The following is a 17511-nucleotide window of genomic DNA, read 5'->3' as shown; positions in this document are numbered from 1 at the left end:
ACGCCCGCGATCATCGGGGGTCCCCCACCAGAGCGGCGAGGAGTTCGGGGCTGAGCCCGGAGGCCGAAAGCGGGGTGCTTTCGGTCGCGGTCGCGGCGGTCTCGGCGGGCCGGAGCGCACGCGCGAGCTCGACGAGCACCGGGTGCGCGAACACCTGGCGCGGGGCGGCGGCGAGACCGCGCTCCCGGAGGCGCGCGACGAACGCGATCGATGAGATGCTGTCGCCGCCGAGGGCGAAGAACGACGCCTCGGGCGAGGGATCGGGGATGCCGAGCGCCTCGGCCGCGCACGCGAGGACCGCGTTCAGGGTGTCGATGTCGGGATCGTTTCCCGCGCCCGCGGCGGTGGGAACGGAACCCGCCGCAGCCCCCGCCCCGGAACTGCGGACGGGCTCGGCATCCGGAGCACTCGACTCGGTCGGCCGCGCCTCGCCGCGCGGGATCGGGAGGTCGGCGAGGGTCGCGGTCTCGTCGGAGTCGGCCAGCGCGCCGATGACGGCCAGCAGCCGTTCGGCGAGACGGGCGACCGTGCGCGAGTCGAACAGGGCGGTGCGGAACGCGATTCCGCCGCGCAAGCCCTCGGCGTCGTCGATGAACTCGAACGACAACTCGAACTTCGCGTGCGTGCGCTCGGGCTCGGCGATCTCGTAGGCGATCTCGCCGCCCGGGTGCGGGAGCGTGCCGCGCAGCTCTCCCCCGCTGTGCAGCTGCACCATCGTCGTGGCGAGGGGGCTCAGGCCGGTCGAGCGGTCGGGACCGACCGCAAGCACGACGTTCTCGAACGGCACCGTCTCGTGCTCGAGCGCGTCGACGAGGGTCTCGCGCGCCGAGACCACGAGGGCGTCGAGCGACGTGTCGGCCGGAACCCGATGCCGCAGCACGACCGTGTTGGCGAGCATGCCCACCATTTCGGACGTGCGCTCGTCGCGGCCCGCCACCGGAACGGCGACGAGGACGTCGTCGCTCTCGCCGAGGCGGGCGAGCGTGGCGACGACCGCGGCCTCGAGCACCACGAACAGGCTCGAGCGGGTGCGCCGGGCGACGCCGCGCAAGCCCGCGGCGGCTCCGGCGGCGATCGTGAACGTGTGCCACCCGCCGTCGGCCGGGGCGAGGGGATCGGGCGCGCGATCGGCGGCGAGGGGCAGCCCCGCGGGCGCGTCGGCGAGCCGCGCGCGCCAGAACGCCAGGGACGCGTCTGTATCGGCGCGTTCCGTGACCAGGTCGAGCGGCGAGGGCGCGGGGGTCGGCCATGCCGGCGCGCGTCCGGCGGCACGCGCGTCGTAGGCGGTGGCGAGATCGCGCAACAGGATGCCGGTGGACCACTCGTCGGCGACCAGATGGTGCAGCAACAGACCCAGCGACCGGCCGTCGTCGGTGTGCACCGCGCGCACCCCGATCTCACGGTCGAGGTCGAAGCCGCGACGGAGGTCCTCGGCATCCGTCGACCACCAGGCGAGGTCGTCGAGCCGGTGCGTCGGCACCACGCGCTGCCGGGGGATGCCGTCGACGACATCCACCAGGACGCGCAGGCCCTCGTGGCGCACGAGCACGTCGCGGACGGCTGCGCGGAGCGCGGCGGCATCGGGAGCACTGGTGAAGCGCAGCACGTACGGGATGGCGTAGCCGAGACCGCCGTCGTCGAAGCGGTCGAGGAACCAGATGCCGCGCTGCTGCGGGAGCAGCGCAACCGCGTCGGCGCGCGTGGCCGCACCGGACTCCTCCGTTTCGGCGGAACGCGGCGTACCGGGGGGTGCGGGAGCGTCGGCGCGCGTGGCCGCACCGGACTCCTCCGTTTCGACGGAACGCGGCGTACCGGGGGGTGCGGGAGCGTCGGCGCGGGCGGCCCCCGATCTCGCCGTCACGGGCTCACCCGCCACCGCACCGAGCGCCCGCGCGGTGGGGTGGGCGAAGAAGTCGCCGATGCGCAGGCCGTCGATACCGCGCGCGCGAAGAGTCGCGATGACGCGGGTGGCCAGCAAGGAGTGTCCGCCGGCGTCGAAGAAGTCGTCGTCGGGCCCCAGGTCGAAAGCTTCCAGGGCGCCGCGGAACGCCTCGAGCACGGCATCCGCCCGCTCGGTGAGCTCGGTGTCTGCAGACACCGTCGCGGTGCGTACCGGAGCCGAGGCGTCGACGACCCCCGTCGCGACAGATGCCGGTCGCAGCAGCAGGACGTCGCGCAGCAGCCGCCCGGCGGGCTCGTCGCCCTCCGCGGTCGCGAGGGCCTCGACGGCCGTGCACAGCGCGTCGAGCACCGTGCGCGCCGCCGTCTCGGAGACGTCGGACGACCACGTCACCTCCAGCGCGGGCGTCGCACCTTCGCGGAGGGCGATGGTGATCCCCGGCTCGGTCGCCAGCGGCGGCAGCTCGATCTCGCGGGCCGCGGCGCCGCCGATGCGGGCGGAGCCGAGCACGTCGCCGACGCCGACGAGCAAGAACCCGGCGCGCTCGCGCAGCGCGGGCTGGGTGCGGCGGATCAGCTCGATGGGAACGACGCCCCCGGCCGTCGCCGCGCGCACCGCCTCGACGGTGCGGGCGGTCAACGACGCCACCGTGTCGTCGCCGCGCACCCCGAGCCGCAGCGGCACGAGATTGCCTCGCGCGCCCACGGCGTGCGCTCCCATGCCCTCGACGTCGAGGACGGGCAGGTCGATGACGCCATCGGTGCGCCCCGTGGCCGCCGTCAGCACCGCCGCCGCGGCCACCGCGAGCGTGTGCAGTCCACCGGCTCCGGTGCGGGCGCCCGCCTCGGCGAGCCGCGGCAGCTCGGCGCGCAGGCGCCGGATGCCGTGCGCCTCGGCCCCGACCGGTGTCGGCTCCGCCATAGAGCGACGCCAGGCCGCGGGGAGCGTCAGCGGCACCGCGCCGTCGAGCACCGCACGCCACCGCTCGAGCACGGGTGCACTGCCCGTCCCCCGCAGCCAGCGCACCTTCTCGGCGGCGAAGCGCCGGTAGGCGCCCCGATCGATGGCGGGGGCGTCGCCGTCGTAATGAGCGCTCAGCCGGGCGAAGAACGGATGCCAGGAGGCATCGTCGAGGGCGATGTGGTGCCCCACGATCCCGAGCACGAGTCCGGGTCGATGCGCGTCGTCCGCGCCGGTGTGGGCCTCCCCGGAGGTTCCTGCTCCAGTGGCGCCCGCAGCAGTGCCCCGACCGCGGGTGTCCCCGGAGCCGGTGTCGATGAGCGAGACACGCAGCGGAGCCTCGGTGGCGAGGTCGAAGGCCACGCGCGCGCGGCCCACGACGTACGCGCGCACCTCGTCGGGGGCGAGCGCGATCCGCTCGACGTGGACCGCGTCGGCGGACAGCTCCCGCGGGCGTACGCCGCCCTCCACGGCATCCCAGACGGTGCGCAGTGCCGGGAAGTCCTCGATCGTGCGGCGCAGCGCCGTGGCGAGCCGATCGGCGTCGACGTCGCCGTCGAACCGCACGGCGAGGGCGACGGCGCCCGTCGCCGCGTACGGGTCGAGTTCGTGCAGGAGCCACATGCGCTCCTCTGAGGGCGAGGCGACCACTTCGTCGACCGATGCCGGAGCGGCAGCGGTGGCGATCCCCCGCGCTTTCAGCAGGGCGTCCATGCGGGCGCGCTTCGCGCCGCTCAAGAGCGACGACGCGCGCGCGGCGGGCCGCGGACGACCCACTGCGTCGAGACGCCGGGACACGGCATCCAGGATCTCGTCCGCCGTCTCGAGCGCGAGGGCGTCGATAGCGACGTCGGCGGTGAGCACGAGGGCACCGTCGCTCTCACCGAGTCGGATGTCGAGCACGACCTGGGGCGTCGCCGTCCATGAGGCGACCGGGGCGGGGGTAGCGGGCCAGGCGAGGCCGTTGGTGACGACGACCGGGCAGGCGACCGCCGTGCGGTCGCGTCGGGCCAGAGCGGTGGCGACCGCGGGGCCGTCGGGTCCGTCGAGGCGACCGAACAGCTCGGCCTGCAGCACCCGGGCGCTGCTGACGGCGTCGGCCGGATCGGCTCCGGCGCCCACGACGACGAAGCCGGCGAACGGCCCCACCGGCGCATCTTCGCCGCCCCCCGCGGTCGGCACCGACAGCCGCACCGGGCCACCGGATCGCGCGGCGAGCTCGTCGCCGATCGCACCCGCGGCGACGGAGTGCGCCGACAGGCCCGCCGCTCCGCCTGCGAGCACCGCTCGCCGCCAGATCGCCGCGTCGACGACCCGAGAGGTCCGCTCGGTGCGGATCGGTCCCAGGCCGTCGAGGGCCGCGCGCCAGGGCAGACGGGGAGCCGCGGGCAGGTCGTCGGCCGCGCGCTGCGCCCGGTCGGCGTCGGCGCCCGCAGGGAACGCGCGCAGAGCGTCGAGCAGCCCCGTCGGTGCGGGCGGCAGGGAGAGCGTCGGGTCGGCCAGCAGACGCCGAGCCTCGGAGATCACGCGTGCGAGGCCCTGCCCGTCGAGGGCGAGCGCGTCGGAGCACAGCACCACCGCGTCGCGGTCGTCACGGCGTACGTGCACGACCTCGACCAGCGCGTCGAGGGGCCGAGGTGCGGTGCGCAGCCCCGCGAGCAGATCGATGAAGGCGTCGTCGCCGCGTCCGTGCAGGTCGACCACCCGCAGCACGTCCGCCTCGGGCGCGACGCTCTGCGTTCCCGCCGCCGCGTCGATCCGCAGTCGCAGCGCCTCGTGACGGGCGACCAGGGATGCCACGACCTCGCGTAGCCGATCGGCGTCGACGTCGCTCTCCCAGACGCGCACGTCGAGCATCCCGGTCGCCCCGAGGGGAGCCGCGCCGTCGCGCGCGGCGAGGTACGCCCGCTGCAGCGGGGTGAGCGGTGCGGAGTTTCCGTGCTCAGACATCGGCGCCCTCCGTCACGAGCTCGACGAGCAGTTCGGCGACGACGTGCACGTCGTCGCCGCCGCGATCGGCGAGCACGGCGGCGATCCGGCGAGGCGTGCGCGCCTCGAACAGCTCGGCGACCGTGAGGTCGCTCACCCGCAGCTCGTCGCGCAGGGCTGCAACGCACGCGACGGCGCGCACCGAGTCACCGCCGATGCGGAAGAAGTCGTCGTCGGCGCTCAGGTCGGCCGTTCCGACCACCTCGGCCATGACCAGGGCCACGGCGCGCTCGAGCGGCGTCTCGTCGGACGCGGCCGCCGTGGGCATCGCCGCGCGCGCGGCCGCCTCGGCCAGAGCGGCGCGGTCGATCTTGCCGTTGACGGTCAGCGGCAGGCGATCCACGAGCACGATGACCTCGGGCAGCATGTACGCCGGCAGGCGTTCGGCGAAAGCGGCGCGGATGCCCCGCTCGTCGACGACCGCGCCGGCTCGGCGCGCCACGGTGACCGCGAGCACCCCCGACCGCACGGGCAGCAGCGACGCGATCGCGCGATCGACGCCGGGCACGCCGTCGAGAGCGCGCTCGATCTCGCCCAGCTCGATGCGGTACCCGCGCAGCTGGATCTGGTGGTCGCGGCGCCCGTGGAACTCGATCACCCCGTCGGGGCGGTAGCTCGCCAGATCGCCGGTGCGATACCACCGCACCCCCTCGTGCACGACGAAGCGGTCGCTGGTGCGCTCGGGGTCGCCGCGGTAGCCGCGCGCCACGCCCGCTCCCCCGATCCACAGCTCGCCGACGACGTGGTCGGGGCAGTCCTCGCCGCGCTCGTTGACGACGCGGCAGCGGACGCCCGCCATCGGAACGCCGTACGGGACGACGGCCTCGGGGTGGTCGGCATCCGGTTCGTGAACGGTCGAGTGGATCGCCGTCTCGGTCGTGCCGCCGAGTCCCGCGAAGCGCACGCCGGGGATGCGCGCTGCGAAGGCCGCGGCTGTCGAGCCGGGCACCCAGTCGCCCCCGGTGATCACGGTGCGAACGCTCGCGAGCTGATCGTCGGATGCCGCGTCCAGCAGCATCCGCAGCAGGGCGGGCGCCGCGTTGACCACGGTGACACCGTGCCGCTCGATGAGCTCGGCCCAGGCGAACGCGTCGCCCGTGTCGGCGGCCTCGGGCATGACGACCGAGCCGTCGAGGGCGAGCGGGGCGAACAGGTCGTACACCGACAGGTCGAACTGCAGCGACGACAGCGCGATCGTGCGCTCGTCTCCGGTGAGGCCGAAGTGCGCGGCGATCGCGTCGATCGTCGCCGCCGCCGCGGAGTGCGGCACCTCGACGCCCTTCGGCTCGCCCGTCGACCCCGAGGTGAACAGGACGTAGGCGATCGCCGACGGCTCGACCGGCACGGGGGCGGCGAGGGGGACGGAATCCCCCGCAACCGCGAGCACCGGCACGTCGACGCCCTCGGCCGCGCCCACGAGCGCCTGGGCGCCGGAGCGCGCGAGGATGCGGTCGCGGCGGGCGGCGGGATCGTCGACGTTGATCGGCACGTAGGCCGCCCCCGCCGCGAGCACACCGAGCACCGCGATCGCCTGGTCGACGCCCTTGGGCAGGCGCACCGCGACCGTGTCGCCCGCGCCGACGCCGATCGCGGCGAGACGCGCCGCGAGGGTGAGGGCCTTCTCGGCGAGCTCACCGGCGGTGAGGGTGCCGCGCGCGGAGCGGACGACGATGCCGTCGGGGTGCGAGCGGGCGCGGGTGAAGAACGCGTCGTGCAGGGTGCGGGCGGCGGGTGCGGGCACGTCGTGCGCGGTGCGCCGCTCGAGCTGCCCTGCCGGGAGGGGAACGGCGCCGTCGCCGTGGTCGATCACGGCGTCGACGAGGTCGATGAACGCGCGGAACATGTCGGCGATCACTCCGGGCGGGAAGGCGTCGCGGCGCACGTCCCAGTTGACGAGCATCCCCTCGGCGACGTCCACCACCTGCGCGTCGAGCTCGACCTGCGGTCCCTGCGAGATGATCCACGACGGCGTGCCGAACACGCCGAGCACCCGCTCCGAGAACAGCCGGCCGAGGTTGAGGCCTGAGGTGAACACGATCGGGGCGAGCACGGGTTCGCCGGCTGCACGGCCGAGGTCGCGCAGCACGTCGAGCCCGCCGTACGCGGCGTGGTCGACGGCCGCGTGCAACTGGCTCTGCAGCCGCCGGGCGCGCTCGGCGAACGACTCCGGAGCGGCGTGGTCGACGGCCAGGAGCACCGAGTTGGTGAAGTCGCCGACGAGGTCGTCGACGTCGGGCACGACGGGCGCGCGCGTGAAGAGCGGCACGTTCAGGAGGAACCGCTGCTGGGTCGACCAGCGCGCCACGACCTCGGCGAAGGCGGTGGCGAGCACGACCGACGGCGTCACCCCGAGGCTCCGGGCGCGCGCGGCGAGGGCGTCGGCGCGGTCGTGGTCGAAGGTCTCGGCGAGGCGGACGCTCGCGTGCGGGTCGGGCCGGTCGCCCTCCGCCCGCGCCGGGAGCGCCGGGGCACCGGGGAACGTCGGCACCCGCTCGGCCCACCAGGCCCGGTCGCGCTCGCGGGCCGCGGGGTCGCCCTCGACAGCGAGGTATTCGCGGTAGCCGGGGTGGGCGGGAACGCCGAGCGCGTCATCGTCGTCGTAGGCGCGAGCGAGGTCTTCGAGGATGCGACGGTAGCTCTGCGCGTCGGCGGCGAGCATGTCGACGTCGACGTGCAGGCGAGTGCGCCCGGCGGGCAAGAGGGTCAGGGCCACCTGGACGACCTGGCCGTCGACCACGTCGAGCATCTGGTGGGATCGTTCTTCGCGCAGACGCTCCAGCTCGCGAGCGACCCCGGCGTCGTCGAGGTCGCGCAGGTCGTCGACCCGCACCGTCGACGACACCGCTCCCGCGGGAACGATCCACTGCATCGCGTCGTCGGTGAAGGCCGCGCGCAGCATCGGGTGGCGTGTGACGAGCGCCGTCACCGCGCGCGAGAGACGGCCGGGGTCGATGCCGTGGCCGTCGAATTCGACGTAGAGGTGCGCGGCGACCCCGCCCAGCCGATGCTGCGTCTGCCGGCCGCTCCAGTAGGCGTGCTGCATGGGCGCGAGCGCGAAGCGGGGGTCGTCGTGCACGGCGGCGCGTGCCACCTCGCGCGAGACGGGTGCGCCGGCCCCGGCGAGAAGGCGCTCCCACGCGGCGACGGTCGGGGTGGCGGCCAGCGCGCCGAAGCCCACCTCGGCGCCTTCGGCCCGCCATCGCTCGGCGAGGCGGATGATGGCGAGCGAGTGCAGGCCGTGCATGAGCAGGTCGTCGTCGGGCTCGATCTCGTGCGCGGCGATGCCCACCTGGGCGGCGATCTCGGCAGTGATGCGGGTGCGGTCGAACACGGTTCTCCTCAGACTCCAACGGGAACGGAAAGACGGATGCCGACGCCCTCGGCGCCGACGTTCGCGGGGGCGCCCGCGAAAGGGGCAAGACGGATGCCGACGCCCTCGGCGCCGGGAACGAGATCACCGGCGTCGACGACCTCGGAAAAGAACGGGGGCATGCCGACGCCCGCGGGGACCGCCGCGTGGCGCCCGGTGTGGGCGCGCACCGCCCGGGCGCCGCGCGGGGCCTCGTCGCGCACGGCGAGGGCGCCCGGCAGTCCCCCGACATCGAGGTCGACGAGCTGCAGCCGGGCCGCGGGGTCGAGAGCACACGTCACGACGGCCGGCGGCGCGTCGGCGGGGGCGAGGGTGAGGGCCTCGGGCTCGGCGACGAGGCCGGTGCCGAGGCACTTCACGACCGCTTCGCGGCGCACCCACGCCCGCGCGAGCAACGCTGCGTCCCAGCCGCTCCGCGGACGTTCGCGGACGGGGAGGTAGTCGGCGACGGCGTCGTTCGCCGCACCGATCCCCGCCTCGACGTCCACGCCCACGTCGCCCTCCGGTCGGTACGCCACGAGCACCACGCCGCCGGAGTGGGCGATCGAGATCCCCCCGGCGGCATCCGGAGTCGACGGCATGCCGGCGCGCGGGTCACCCGGCGGGCGTACGTCGATCGTCACGTCGGCGGGGCCCCTGCCGGTGGCCGCGGCGACGAGCGCCCGCGCGAGCACGCGGCCGGTGGTGAACTCGGCCGCGCGAGCCGGGCGCATCGCCCTCAGACGCTCGCGCTCACGGTCGCTCAGCCACGGGTGCCCCGGTGCGAGCACGCGGGCGGCGACGATCACGCGCCCACCGCCGTGCGGATGCGCGACAGCAGGAGATCGGGGTGGTCGAGGAGGGCGAAGTGTCCTCCGTCCAGCACGAGCGTCCCGTGATCGATCGCGCCGGCCTGCAGCAACGGCATCCATCCGGCGACCGCGACGGGACCGGCGACGGGGTCGTCGCGCCCGGCGACGGTGAGCAGTCCCCCGGCGCGCAACGGACCGCGCTCGGCGTCGGCGGCTGCGCCCGGGCGGTCGAACTCGGCCGCGGCGGTGAGGTCACCGCGAAGGGCCCGGATCGCGAGCGTCAGGAACGGCTCGTCGCCGAGCAGCACCTCGGGGGTACCGCCCAGACGACGCAGCCACGCGCGCCACGCCTCGCGGTCGTCGTCGGCGGGGAGGCGTCCGCCGCGTCGTCGTCCCGGTGCGGGGCGACCCGACAGCACGAGGAGATCGACCGGGATCAGGGCCGACAGCGCCGCCGCGAGCGACGCGCCGAAGCTGTGCCCGAGCAGCACCGTGGGGATGCCGTCGGACGTCAGCTGTCCGAGGACGCCTGCGAACGCCGCGACGAACTCCGGGTACGAGGTGAGCGGCTCCTCGGCGATGCGGGTCTCGTGACCGGGGTACTGCAGGGCGACGATGTGCGGCGGGTCGGCGAGACCGGCGCCGAGTCGTGCGTAGGCCCCCGCCGATCCGCCCGCGTGCGGCAGGCACACGAGCCGCCAGGCGGCGTCGGCCGGTCCGCTCACCCGCGCGATCGCACCGAGATCGAGCGTGCGGGTCACGGGGCGGTCCGCTCGGGCGTGCGCTGGCGCACCTTGCTCACCTTGCCCACCCCCGTGGTCGGAAACGCCGTGACGAACTCGATCGTGTCGGGCAGCTTGAACCGCGCGACGCCGCGATCCGCGAGGAATCTGCGCAGCTCGATCGCCCGCGGGGCGCGGTCGAGGTCGCGGCGCGGGATGACGTAGGCGGCGATGCGCTCGCCGAGGGTGTCGTCGGGCACGCCCACGACCGACACGTCGTGCACGACGGGGTGGCCGAGCAGGAGGTTCTCCAGCTCTTCGGGCGCGACCTTCTCGCCGCCGCGGTTGATCTGGTCCTTCGCGCGCCCCACGACGCGGACGTACCCCCGCTCGTCGACCGAGACGAGATCGCCCGTGCGATAGAAGCCGTCGGCCGTGAAAGAGGCGCGGTTGACCGCTTCGTCGGCGAGGTACGCGCGGATCGTGTACGGCCCGCGCGTCAGCAGATGCCCCGGTGTTCCCGTCGGCACCGGCTGATCGTGATCGTCGACGACGCGTACCTCGTCGTCGGGCGAGATCGGCCGCCCCTGGGTGGTGACGATCGTCTCCTCGTCGTCGTCGAGGCGGGTGTAGTTCACGAGCCCCTCGGCCATACCGAACACCTGCTGCAGCGTGCACCCCAGTTCGGGCCGCACCCGCCGGGCGACGGCCTCGCTGAGCTTGGCCCCGCCGACCTGGACGGACCGGAGCGTGCGCAGCCGCTCACCGCGCGCGGCGTCGAGCCAGGCGATCAGCAGCGGCGGCACGAGGGCGACGGTGGTCACGCCATGCCGCTCGATGAGGGGGAAGGCGATGTCGGGGCTCGGCGCGGGACACATGACCACCGATGCGCCGACGGCGATCGCGCCCAGGATGCCGGGTGAGCTCATCGTGAAGTTGTGGGACGCGGGTAGGGCGACCAACATCACGCTGTTCTCGTCGAGTCCGCAGATCACGGCGCTCTCGCGTACGGAGTAGAGGTAGTCGTCGTGCGTGCGCGGGATGAGCTTCGGCCCGCCCGTGGTCCCACCCGACAGCTGCAGGAAGGCGACGGCATCCGGTCGCGACGGGCTCTCGCGGCGCTCGGCGGGCGCGGGGGCGTCGAGATCAGCGGATGCCACGAGCAGCACGCGCACGCCCGCGGGTGCGCCGCGTCGGGCGATGTCGGCGTAGTCGGCGTCGGCCGGACGACCGAGGGTGAGGATCGCGCGCGCGGCCGAGCGGGTCGCGACGTCGGCGAGCTCGTGCTCGCGGTGGGCGGGGAGCGCGAAGACGGGCAGCGCCCCGACGAGGGCGAGCGCGAACACCGCGACGGGGTGCTCGGCGACGTTCGGCAGGAAGAGCACGACCCGATCCCCCGGGCGGATGCCGTCGGCGGCGAGCCGATCGGCGAGGGCCCGCGCGGCGCGGTCGAGTCCGCGGTAGTCGAGTACGCGATCGCCGTCGATCACGGCGGGGCGCGCGCCGTGGCGCGCGACGGTCTGCTCGAGCAGCCCGGTGAAGGTCTGACCGATCCAGTACCCGCGTGCGCGATACGCGACGGCGACGTCGTCGGGGTACGGGCGCACAGCGCGCAGGGCGTGCTCCACGCGCAGCGACGCCGGGCGGAGGTCGGTCCAGGCGTCGTCGACGACGCGCAGCGCGTCGGGGCGCGGCAGCGGCTCGGTCACGGGGGTCCACCCGTCTGGCAGGGGCGGCCCCACCGGCCAGAGCGAGTGCTGGCCCTCGTCGTTGACCAGCACGTGGAAACGGGCGTCGGGGTCGTCGAAGGGATTCGGCATCGGGGGGAACCTTTGTGTGGAAAGCGAGGAGGGAAGGGTCGTGGCGGGCGCGGGGCCCGCCACGACCGGTGCGTCAGGAGCCCGTGATCGCGCTGAGCGCGTACGAGGCGTTCAGCGGCGACGGGTTGCGCAGCGCCGCGATCTGCACCATCGACAGGTCGACGAGGTGGCCGTCCTTGACGGCCGTGAGCGTCGGGAAGACGGCGCTGCTCTGCCACGCGGTCTTGACATCGGGGCTCAGGAAGGCGACGTACATGCGGTCGGCATCTGCCTTGTCGACGGTCTCGAACGACAGGCCCGCGGCTCCCGAGCCGTCATCGAGCGCGGGAAGGGCGGCCGCGGTCGGGCTGAACGTCATGCCCAGGGCGTCGAAGGCGCGGACGCTGCCGTCTTCGGCGTCGTTGACGACCTTGAGGGCGTTGGGCGTGGCGAGCGAGAGCGTGTAGGTGAGCCCCTTCAGCTCCGGGTGGCTCTCCCCCGCCTCGGCGAACGTGGCCGTGTCGGCGTCGATGAGCGGCTGCACGGCATCGGTCTTGCCGAGCGCCTCGGCGATGAGCGGCGCCTCGACCTTCCAGTCGAGGTGGTGGATGTTCTTCGCGCTCGGACCCACGACCGGAGCGATGGCCGAGAGGCCGGCGTAGTTGGCTTCGAGGTCGACGTACGAGGTCGCGACGATCAGGTCGGGGTGCAGCGCCGCGATGGCCTCGAGGTCGAGGGGCGCCCGGTCGGCCCCGGCGGCGGCGGTCTGGATGAGCGCGGGGGTCGTGGTCAGCTTCGGGGCGAGCCACGGAGCGATGCCGGATTTGTCGAACGGGAACGCGGAGGTCGCGACGGGCTCGACGCCCAGCGCCGTGACGATGTCGGCCTCCATCCAGCCGAGGGTCACCACGCGCTCCGGGGCCGCGGGGATGGTCGCTTCACCGTAGGCGTGGTCGACCGTGACGGGGAACCCGCCCGAGGTGGCTGCGGGCGTGCTGCCGGCATCGGGCGTGCCCGTGGCGCAGCCCGACAGGAGCGCAGCGCCGACCGCGAGAGCGGCGGCCGCGGCGACCGCGCGGGCCGGACGGAGGAAGCGGGCGAGAGACATGGAACTCCTTACGGGTGGTGAGCTGTGGAGGGGGCGGGATGCCGCAGGTCGGCGAGCACGCCCCGATGTAGGTTAGCCTAACCTAACCATCTGTGACGCCCGGTTCTCGTGGCGTCGAGGAAACCGCCCGCCCACCGAGAGGATCCCCATGAGCCGCAGCCTGCGCCTGACCGAGAACCAGCGCGACGTGATCGCCCACCCGGCCCATGCGCACGGGCTCGCGGACGAGATCTCTCTCGTGCGGGATGCCGCGGAGATCTCGCCGATCGTCACGCGCGTGACGATCGATCTGGGCGGCACGCCCGACGCGGCGGAGTGGGCGAAGCCGAACACGGCGATCCGCATCGAGGTCCCCGCGCTCGACGACGACACCGCGCTCGTGTCGCGCGTGTACACCGTCCGCCGTTTCGAGGCGCCGCGCACGATCGAGGTCGACGTCGTGCGGCACGGTCACCGCACCCCGATGACGGCGTGGCTCGCCGGCATCCGCCCCGGTGACAGCGTGCGCGTGATCGGTCCGCGCACGCACCTGCTGCCCGCCCACGACGGGCGCCCGATCGAGCTCGTCGCCGACGACTCCGCGCTTGCGGCCGTGGCCTCGATCCTCGCGGCGTGGCCCGCGGGCAGCCGCGGGCGCGTCCGCACGACGAGCCGAGACGACGTGGTGCTGGCGCAGCTGCCGCCCGCGCCCGACGTGTCGGTCGAGCGCATCGCCGATGTCGACGCCGTCGAGGCCCCGGTCGGCGCCGTGCTGTGGGCCGCCGGGGAACGCGACGCCATGCGGGCGCTGCGCGCGCGGTGCCTGGCCGCCGGCATGGACAAGGCCGACCTGCGCGTCTTCGGCTACTGGAAGCAGGGCGTGAGCAACAGCATCATCGACGCCAAGCGCCTCGATCACTTCGCCGCGCTCCTGAAGGCGACCGGCTCGACCGACGGCGCCGACGACTTCGACATCGACATCTGAGACACCGGTGTCCGAGCCCCCGGCTCCGAAGATCCGGGCGCCGAAGCCCCCCGCACCGCAGACACCGACATCTGAGCCACCGGCTCCGCGGCCCCGAGCGCGCGCAGAAGGGTGCGGAACTTCGCCCCCGTCTCCTCGATCTCGCGCTCGGGCTCGGAGTCGGCCACGATCCCCGCGCCCGCGAAGAGCCGGATCGTGCGTCCGGCGATCTCGGCGCTGCGGATGCCGAGGGCCCACTCCCCGTCGCCCGCGGCGTCGGTCCAGCCGACGGGACCCGCGAACGGTCCGCGCGGGACCGGCTCGAGCGCCTCGATCGCCGCGACCGCGTCCGCCGTGGGCACCCCGCCGACGGCCGGGGTGGGATGAAGGGCGAGAGCCAGCTCGGCGGAGGTGACCGTCGGGTCGTCGAGCACACCCTCGATCGTCGTCCCGAGGTGCCACATCGTCGGCGTCGCGACGACGTCGGGGCGATCGGGCACGCGTAGGCTGCGGCAGAACGGGCCGAGGGCGGCCGCGATCGCGTCGACGACGAAGCGGTGCTCGCCGAGGTCTTTCGTCGAGGTGGCCAGAGCTGCGGCCCGCGCCCGATCGACCTCGGGATCGGCGCTGCGCGGCAGGGAGCCCGCGAGCGGGACGCTGCGCACCGCCGTTCCCACCCGGCGGATCAAGAGTTCGGGGCTCGCGCCGAAGAACACTCGCGGGTCGGCGGTGGTGCCGAGGTCGAAGGCGAAGCCGAACGCGGTCGGGTTCGCGTCGAACAGCGCCTGCACGAGAGCGGCGCGCGGCACGTCGGGTGGAAGATCGGCGACGAGGGTGCGCGCGAGCACGACCTTGTCGAGCCGCCCTGCCCGCAGGGCGTCGAGCGCCTCGTCGACGAGCGCGCCGAAGACGTGCGCCTCCGGCTCGGGCACGAAGCGCAGACCGACGTCGCGCGGCGCGGTGGCGGCCACGGCGGTGCGCGCCTGCACGCCCTCGCGCAGCGTGTCGGTCGTCGCGACGCGTGCCGGAACGATGAGGTGCGCGTCGCGTGAGGGGTCGAAGCCGAGCGAACCCAGCACGAGGGGCACCCCGTCGTCGTGAGCGGCCGCGATGCGCTGCAGCACCGGGCCCGTGGCATCCGCTCGCCGACGCCCGAAGGCGACGACCGTCCGCTTGCTGCCGCGGTAGATCGCCGAGGCGCCACCGGGGAGGGGGGCGAGGGCGCTCATGCTCCGAGCCCCGCTCCCCCGTCGACCGTGAGCGTCTGCATCGTCACGTGCCGGGCGTCGTCCGACACCAGGAATCCGACCACCCGGGCGATGTCCACCGGGTCGGCGATCCGCCCCAGCGGGATGCCGAGCCGGAACGCCTCGGCGTCTCCCGCCACCACACTGTCGCGACCGGCGCCGGTGATCGCGTGGAAGTCGCGCTGCATCGCGGTGTCGGTGGATCCGGGAGCGACGATGTTGCACCGGATGCCGAGAGCCGACGCCTCGAGTCCGAGGGTGCGCACGAGGGCGTTCGCGGCTGCCTTCGCGGCACCGTAGGCGGCCATGCCCGCGCGCGGGATCGCCGCGGCGTTGGAGGTGACGGCGACGAACGATCCACCGCCCGCCTCGACCAGGTGCGGCATCGCCGCGCGCGCGAGGGCGAGCACGCCCCCGGCGTTGACGCGGACGAGATCGAGCAGGTCGTCGATCGAGGTCTCCAGCGCGGATGCCACGTGGAACACGCCCGCCACGCTCACGGCTCCCACGAGCGGACCGAGCCGGTCGCGGGCCTCGGCGACGGCCTCCCCCAGGGCGGCCTCGTCGGTGACGTCGGCGACCAGCGGGATCGCGCCTTCGACGGTCTCGGGCCGTGCGCGATCGATCGCCGCGACCGAGAAACCCCTGGCAGCCAGATCGGCGACGACCGCGCGACCGATGCCGCCCGCCGCTCCCGTGACGACGACCGCGCTCACGAGACGCCGTTTCCGACGAGGGCGTCGGCGAGCGCATCCCGGTGACCGAGGGTCGCCGCGCGTCGTGCGTCGAGCGAGTCCGCGATCTCGCCGGCGCGCACCGCGACCGCCGACAGCAGCGACGACGTGAGACCGTGCGAGTGTTCGGTGCCGCCCTGCAGGTACACGGCGGGCGCGAACGCGTCGTCGGTGCGCAGGCGATAGTCGCGTTCGACGATCACCCGGCCCTGCTCGTCGCGCGCGAATCGCGAGGCGAGCGCGGGCAGAAGGTCGTCGACCGAGACGGGCTCGTAGCCGGTGGCGAACACGACGGCGTCGACCTCGATCTCGCGGGTCGTGCCGCGCGACTCGTCGCGGATGGTCAGGGCGACCCCGTCGGGGCCGTCGACGACGCGTTCGACGCAGCTGACGTTCTCGATGTGCAGCCGACGACTGCCCTGCACCAGCTCGGAATACTCCCGGCGGTACAGCTCCTCGATGAGGTCGAGATCGACGACGGAGTAGTTCGTGTTGGCGTGCACGCGGAGCAGTCGCTCGCGGATGTCGGCGGGGGCGCCGTGGAACTCATCGATCGTCGCCGGGTCGAAGATGCGGTTGGCGTAGGGGCTGTCGTCGGCGGGCGCGAACCCGAAGCGCCCGAAGATCGCGTGCACCGCGGCATCCGGATACCCGGCGTGCAGATACTCGACGATCTCGGCCGCGCTCTGGCCGGCTCCCACGACCGCGAACCGGCGATGGGCGGATGCCGGGAGCGCGGCGAGCGCGGACAGGAACGCGTCGGAGTGCCAGACGCGCGGAGAGGGCTCGACGCCGCGGGGCAGGCGCGGGCGCAGGCCCGCTCCGACGACCACGCTGTCGGCCTCGACGCTCTCGCGGACGCCGTCGCGCACGATGTCGACGGCGAGGAGGTCGACCCGGTCGCCTTCGCCCACGGGTCGCACCCCGATCACCTCGGTGCCGTAGTCGCATACGGGGGCGAGGCGCGCGGCGGCCCATTGCAGGTAGTCGTGGAATTCGAGGCGGGTGGGGAACGACGTCTTCAGGTTGATGTAGTCGATCAGGCGCCCCTGCTCGTGCAGGTAGTTGACGAAGCTGAAGGAGCTCCGCGGGTCGCGGAGGGTCACGAGGTCTTTGAGGTGGTTGACCTGCAGCGTCGCGCCGGGCAGCAGCATGTCGCGGTGCCATCCGAAGCACTCCTGGCGCTCGAAGAACCGCATCCGGCCAGTGTCGCCGCGTTCCTCGAGCGCGATGGCGAGGGCGAGGTTGGAGGGACCGAAGCCGATGCCGACGGCGTCGTAGCGCGCGGTCATCGGGGAACCGCCGCCACGGCGCCCGCGAGCGCCCGCGACGCCTGGTCGGCGGTGGTGACGACGCCGCAGCGGCGGGCGACGTACGACAGCGCCATCTCGTGGTCGTCCCGCGAGAAGTCGGCGACGGCGTCGGCGACGAGGAACGCCTGCCGGTCGCCCATGAACGCGCTCGCCGCGGTCATGAGGCACCCGATGTGCGCGTACACGCCGGTGATGATGATCTGGTCGCGGCCGAGGTCGGCGAGCAGGTCTTCGAGGCCCGAGCGGACGAACGCGTCGTACCGCCACTTGGTGAGGCGGTGGTCGTGCGCGCGCGGTTCGAGTTCGGCGACGATGCGCTCGCCGTCGCCGCTCGGCACGCCGGCGCCCCAGAGGTCGAGCTGCAGCCCGCGTTCGATCGGTGACTGCCCGCCGGGCTGGGCCGTATAGACGACGGGAACGCCCGCGGCGTCGGCGACCTCGCGCAGGCTCTGGATCGCCGCGACCGCGGGGGCGAAGGGCTCGGCGCCGCGCACGAACGCGCCGGCGAAGTGCTCCTGCATGTCGTGCACGAGCAGCACGCTGCGCTCCGGATCGATGCGCCAGTCCAGCGTCGACGCGGGGATCTCGGTCGGCGCGGTGTAGGGCCGGATGCGGGGAAGAGCCATGGGCACCCT

At 74.2% G+C, this 17511-nt stretch carries 11 protein-coding genes; 1 reads left to right on the top strand and 10 read right to left on the bottom strand.

Going from position 1 to position 17511, the window contains the following annotated elements:
* Window positions 1–10 precede the first annotated feature (10 nt).
* The 6 genes from AB6V29_RS00530 to AB6V29_RS00505 form a co-directional block, all read right to left on the bottom strand.
* Window positions 11–4810: a condensation domain-containing protein gene (locus tag AB6V29_RS00530; protein ID WP_369356442.1), complete on the bottom strand. Its 4800-nt coding sequence runs from the start codon at window positions 4808–4810 to the stop codon at window positions 11–13.
* Window positions 4803–8180, bottom strand: coding sequence for an amino acid adenylation domain-containing protein (locus AB6V29_RS00525; protein ID WP_369356440.1), 3378 nt, complete (start codon window positions 8178–8180; stop codon window positions 4803–4805). Before AB6V29_RS00525 ends, AB6V29_RS00530 begins: the two co-directional genes overlap by 8 nt.
* 8 nt (window positions 8181–8188) lie before the next feature.
* On the bottom strand, window positions 8189–9007 hold the full coding sequence (locus AB6V29_RS00520) for a 4'-phosphopantetheinyl transferase superfamily protein (protein WP_369356438.1): 819 nt from the start codon (window positions 9005–9007) through the stop codon (window positions 8189–8191).
* Entirely contained in the window at window positions 9004–9771 is a 768-nt protein-coding gene (locus tag AB6V29_RS00515; protein WP_369356436.1) for a thioesterase II family protein, read from the bottom strand. The genes AB6V29_RS00520 and AB6V29_RS00515 overlap by 4 nt, the downstream gene beginning before the upstream one ends.
* Entirely contained in the window at window positions 9768–11552 is a 1785-nt protein-coding gene (locus AB6V29_RS00510; RefSeq protein WP_369356434.1) for an AMP-binding protein, read from the bottom strand. Before AB6V29_RS00510 ends, AB6V29_RS00515 begins: the two co-directional genes overlap by 4 nt.
* A 73-nt stretch (window positions 11553–11625) precedes the next feature.
* Window positions 11626–12639: an ABC transporter substrate-binding protein gene (locus AB6V29_RS00505; protein WP_369356432.1), complete on the bottom strand. Its 1014-nt coding sequence runs from the start codon at window positions 12637–12639 to the stop codon at window positions 11626–11628.
* Window positions 12640–12787: 148 nt separating this feature from the next.
* On the opposite strand from AB6V29_RS00505, the gene AB6V29_RS00500 reads away from it, so the two are divergent.
* Window positions 12788–13603, top strand: a complete 816-nt coding sequence (locus tag AB6V29_RS00500; protein WP_210076529.1) for a siderophore-interacting protein — start codon at window positions 12788–12790, stop codon at window positions 13601–13603.
* Here AB6V29_RS00500 and AB6V29_RS00495 read toward each other — a convergent pair.
* From AB6V29_RS00495 to AB6V29_RS00480, 4 genes are read right to left on the bottom strand one after another with little or no spacing between them, the layout of a single operon-like run.
* Window positions 13534–14811 (bottom strand): isochorismate synthase MenF, encoded by a 1278-nt coding sequence (locus AB6V29_RS00495; protein WP_369356430.1) that lies wholly within the window; start codon window positions 14809–14811, stop codon window positions 13534–13536. The two genes, AB6V29_RS00500 and AB6V29_RS00495, sit on opposite strands and share 70 nt — an antisense overlap.
* On the bottom strand, window positions 14808–15545 hold the full coding sequence (locus AB6V29_RS00490) for an SDR family oxidoreductase (protein WP_369356429.1): 738 nt from the start codon (window positions 15543–15545) through the stop codon (window positions 14808–14810). Before AB6V29_RS00490 ends, AB6V29_RS00495 begins: the two co-directional genes overlap by 4 nt.
* Entirely contained in the window at window positions 15542–16855 is a 1314-nt protein-coding gene (locus AB6V29_RS00485) for a lysine N(6)-hydroxylase/L-ornithine N(5)-oxygenase family protein (RefSeq protein ID WP_369356427.1), read from the bottom strand. The genes AB6V29_RS00490 and AB6V29_RS00485 overlap by 4 nt, the downstream gene beginning before the upstream one ends.
* Window positions 16852–17502, bottom strand: coding sequence for an isochorismatase family protein (locus AB6V29_RS00480; protein ID WP_307316584.1), 651 nt, complete (start codon window positions 17500–17502; stop codon window positions 16852–16854). Before AB6V29_RS00480 ends, AB6V29_RS00485 begins: the two co-directional genes overlap by 4 nt.
* Window positions 17503–17511 lie beyond the last annotated feature (9 nt).

Source organism: Microbacterium sp. 20-116 (assembly GCF_041079415.1).
Lineage (GTDB): Bacteria > Actinomycetota > Actinomycetes > Actinomycetales > Microbacteriaceae > Microbacterium.
This window is presented reverse-complemented; position numbering and strand designations above follow the sequence as displayed.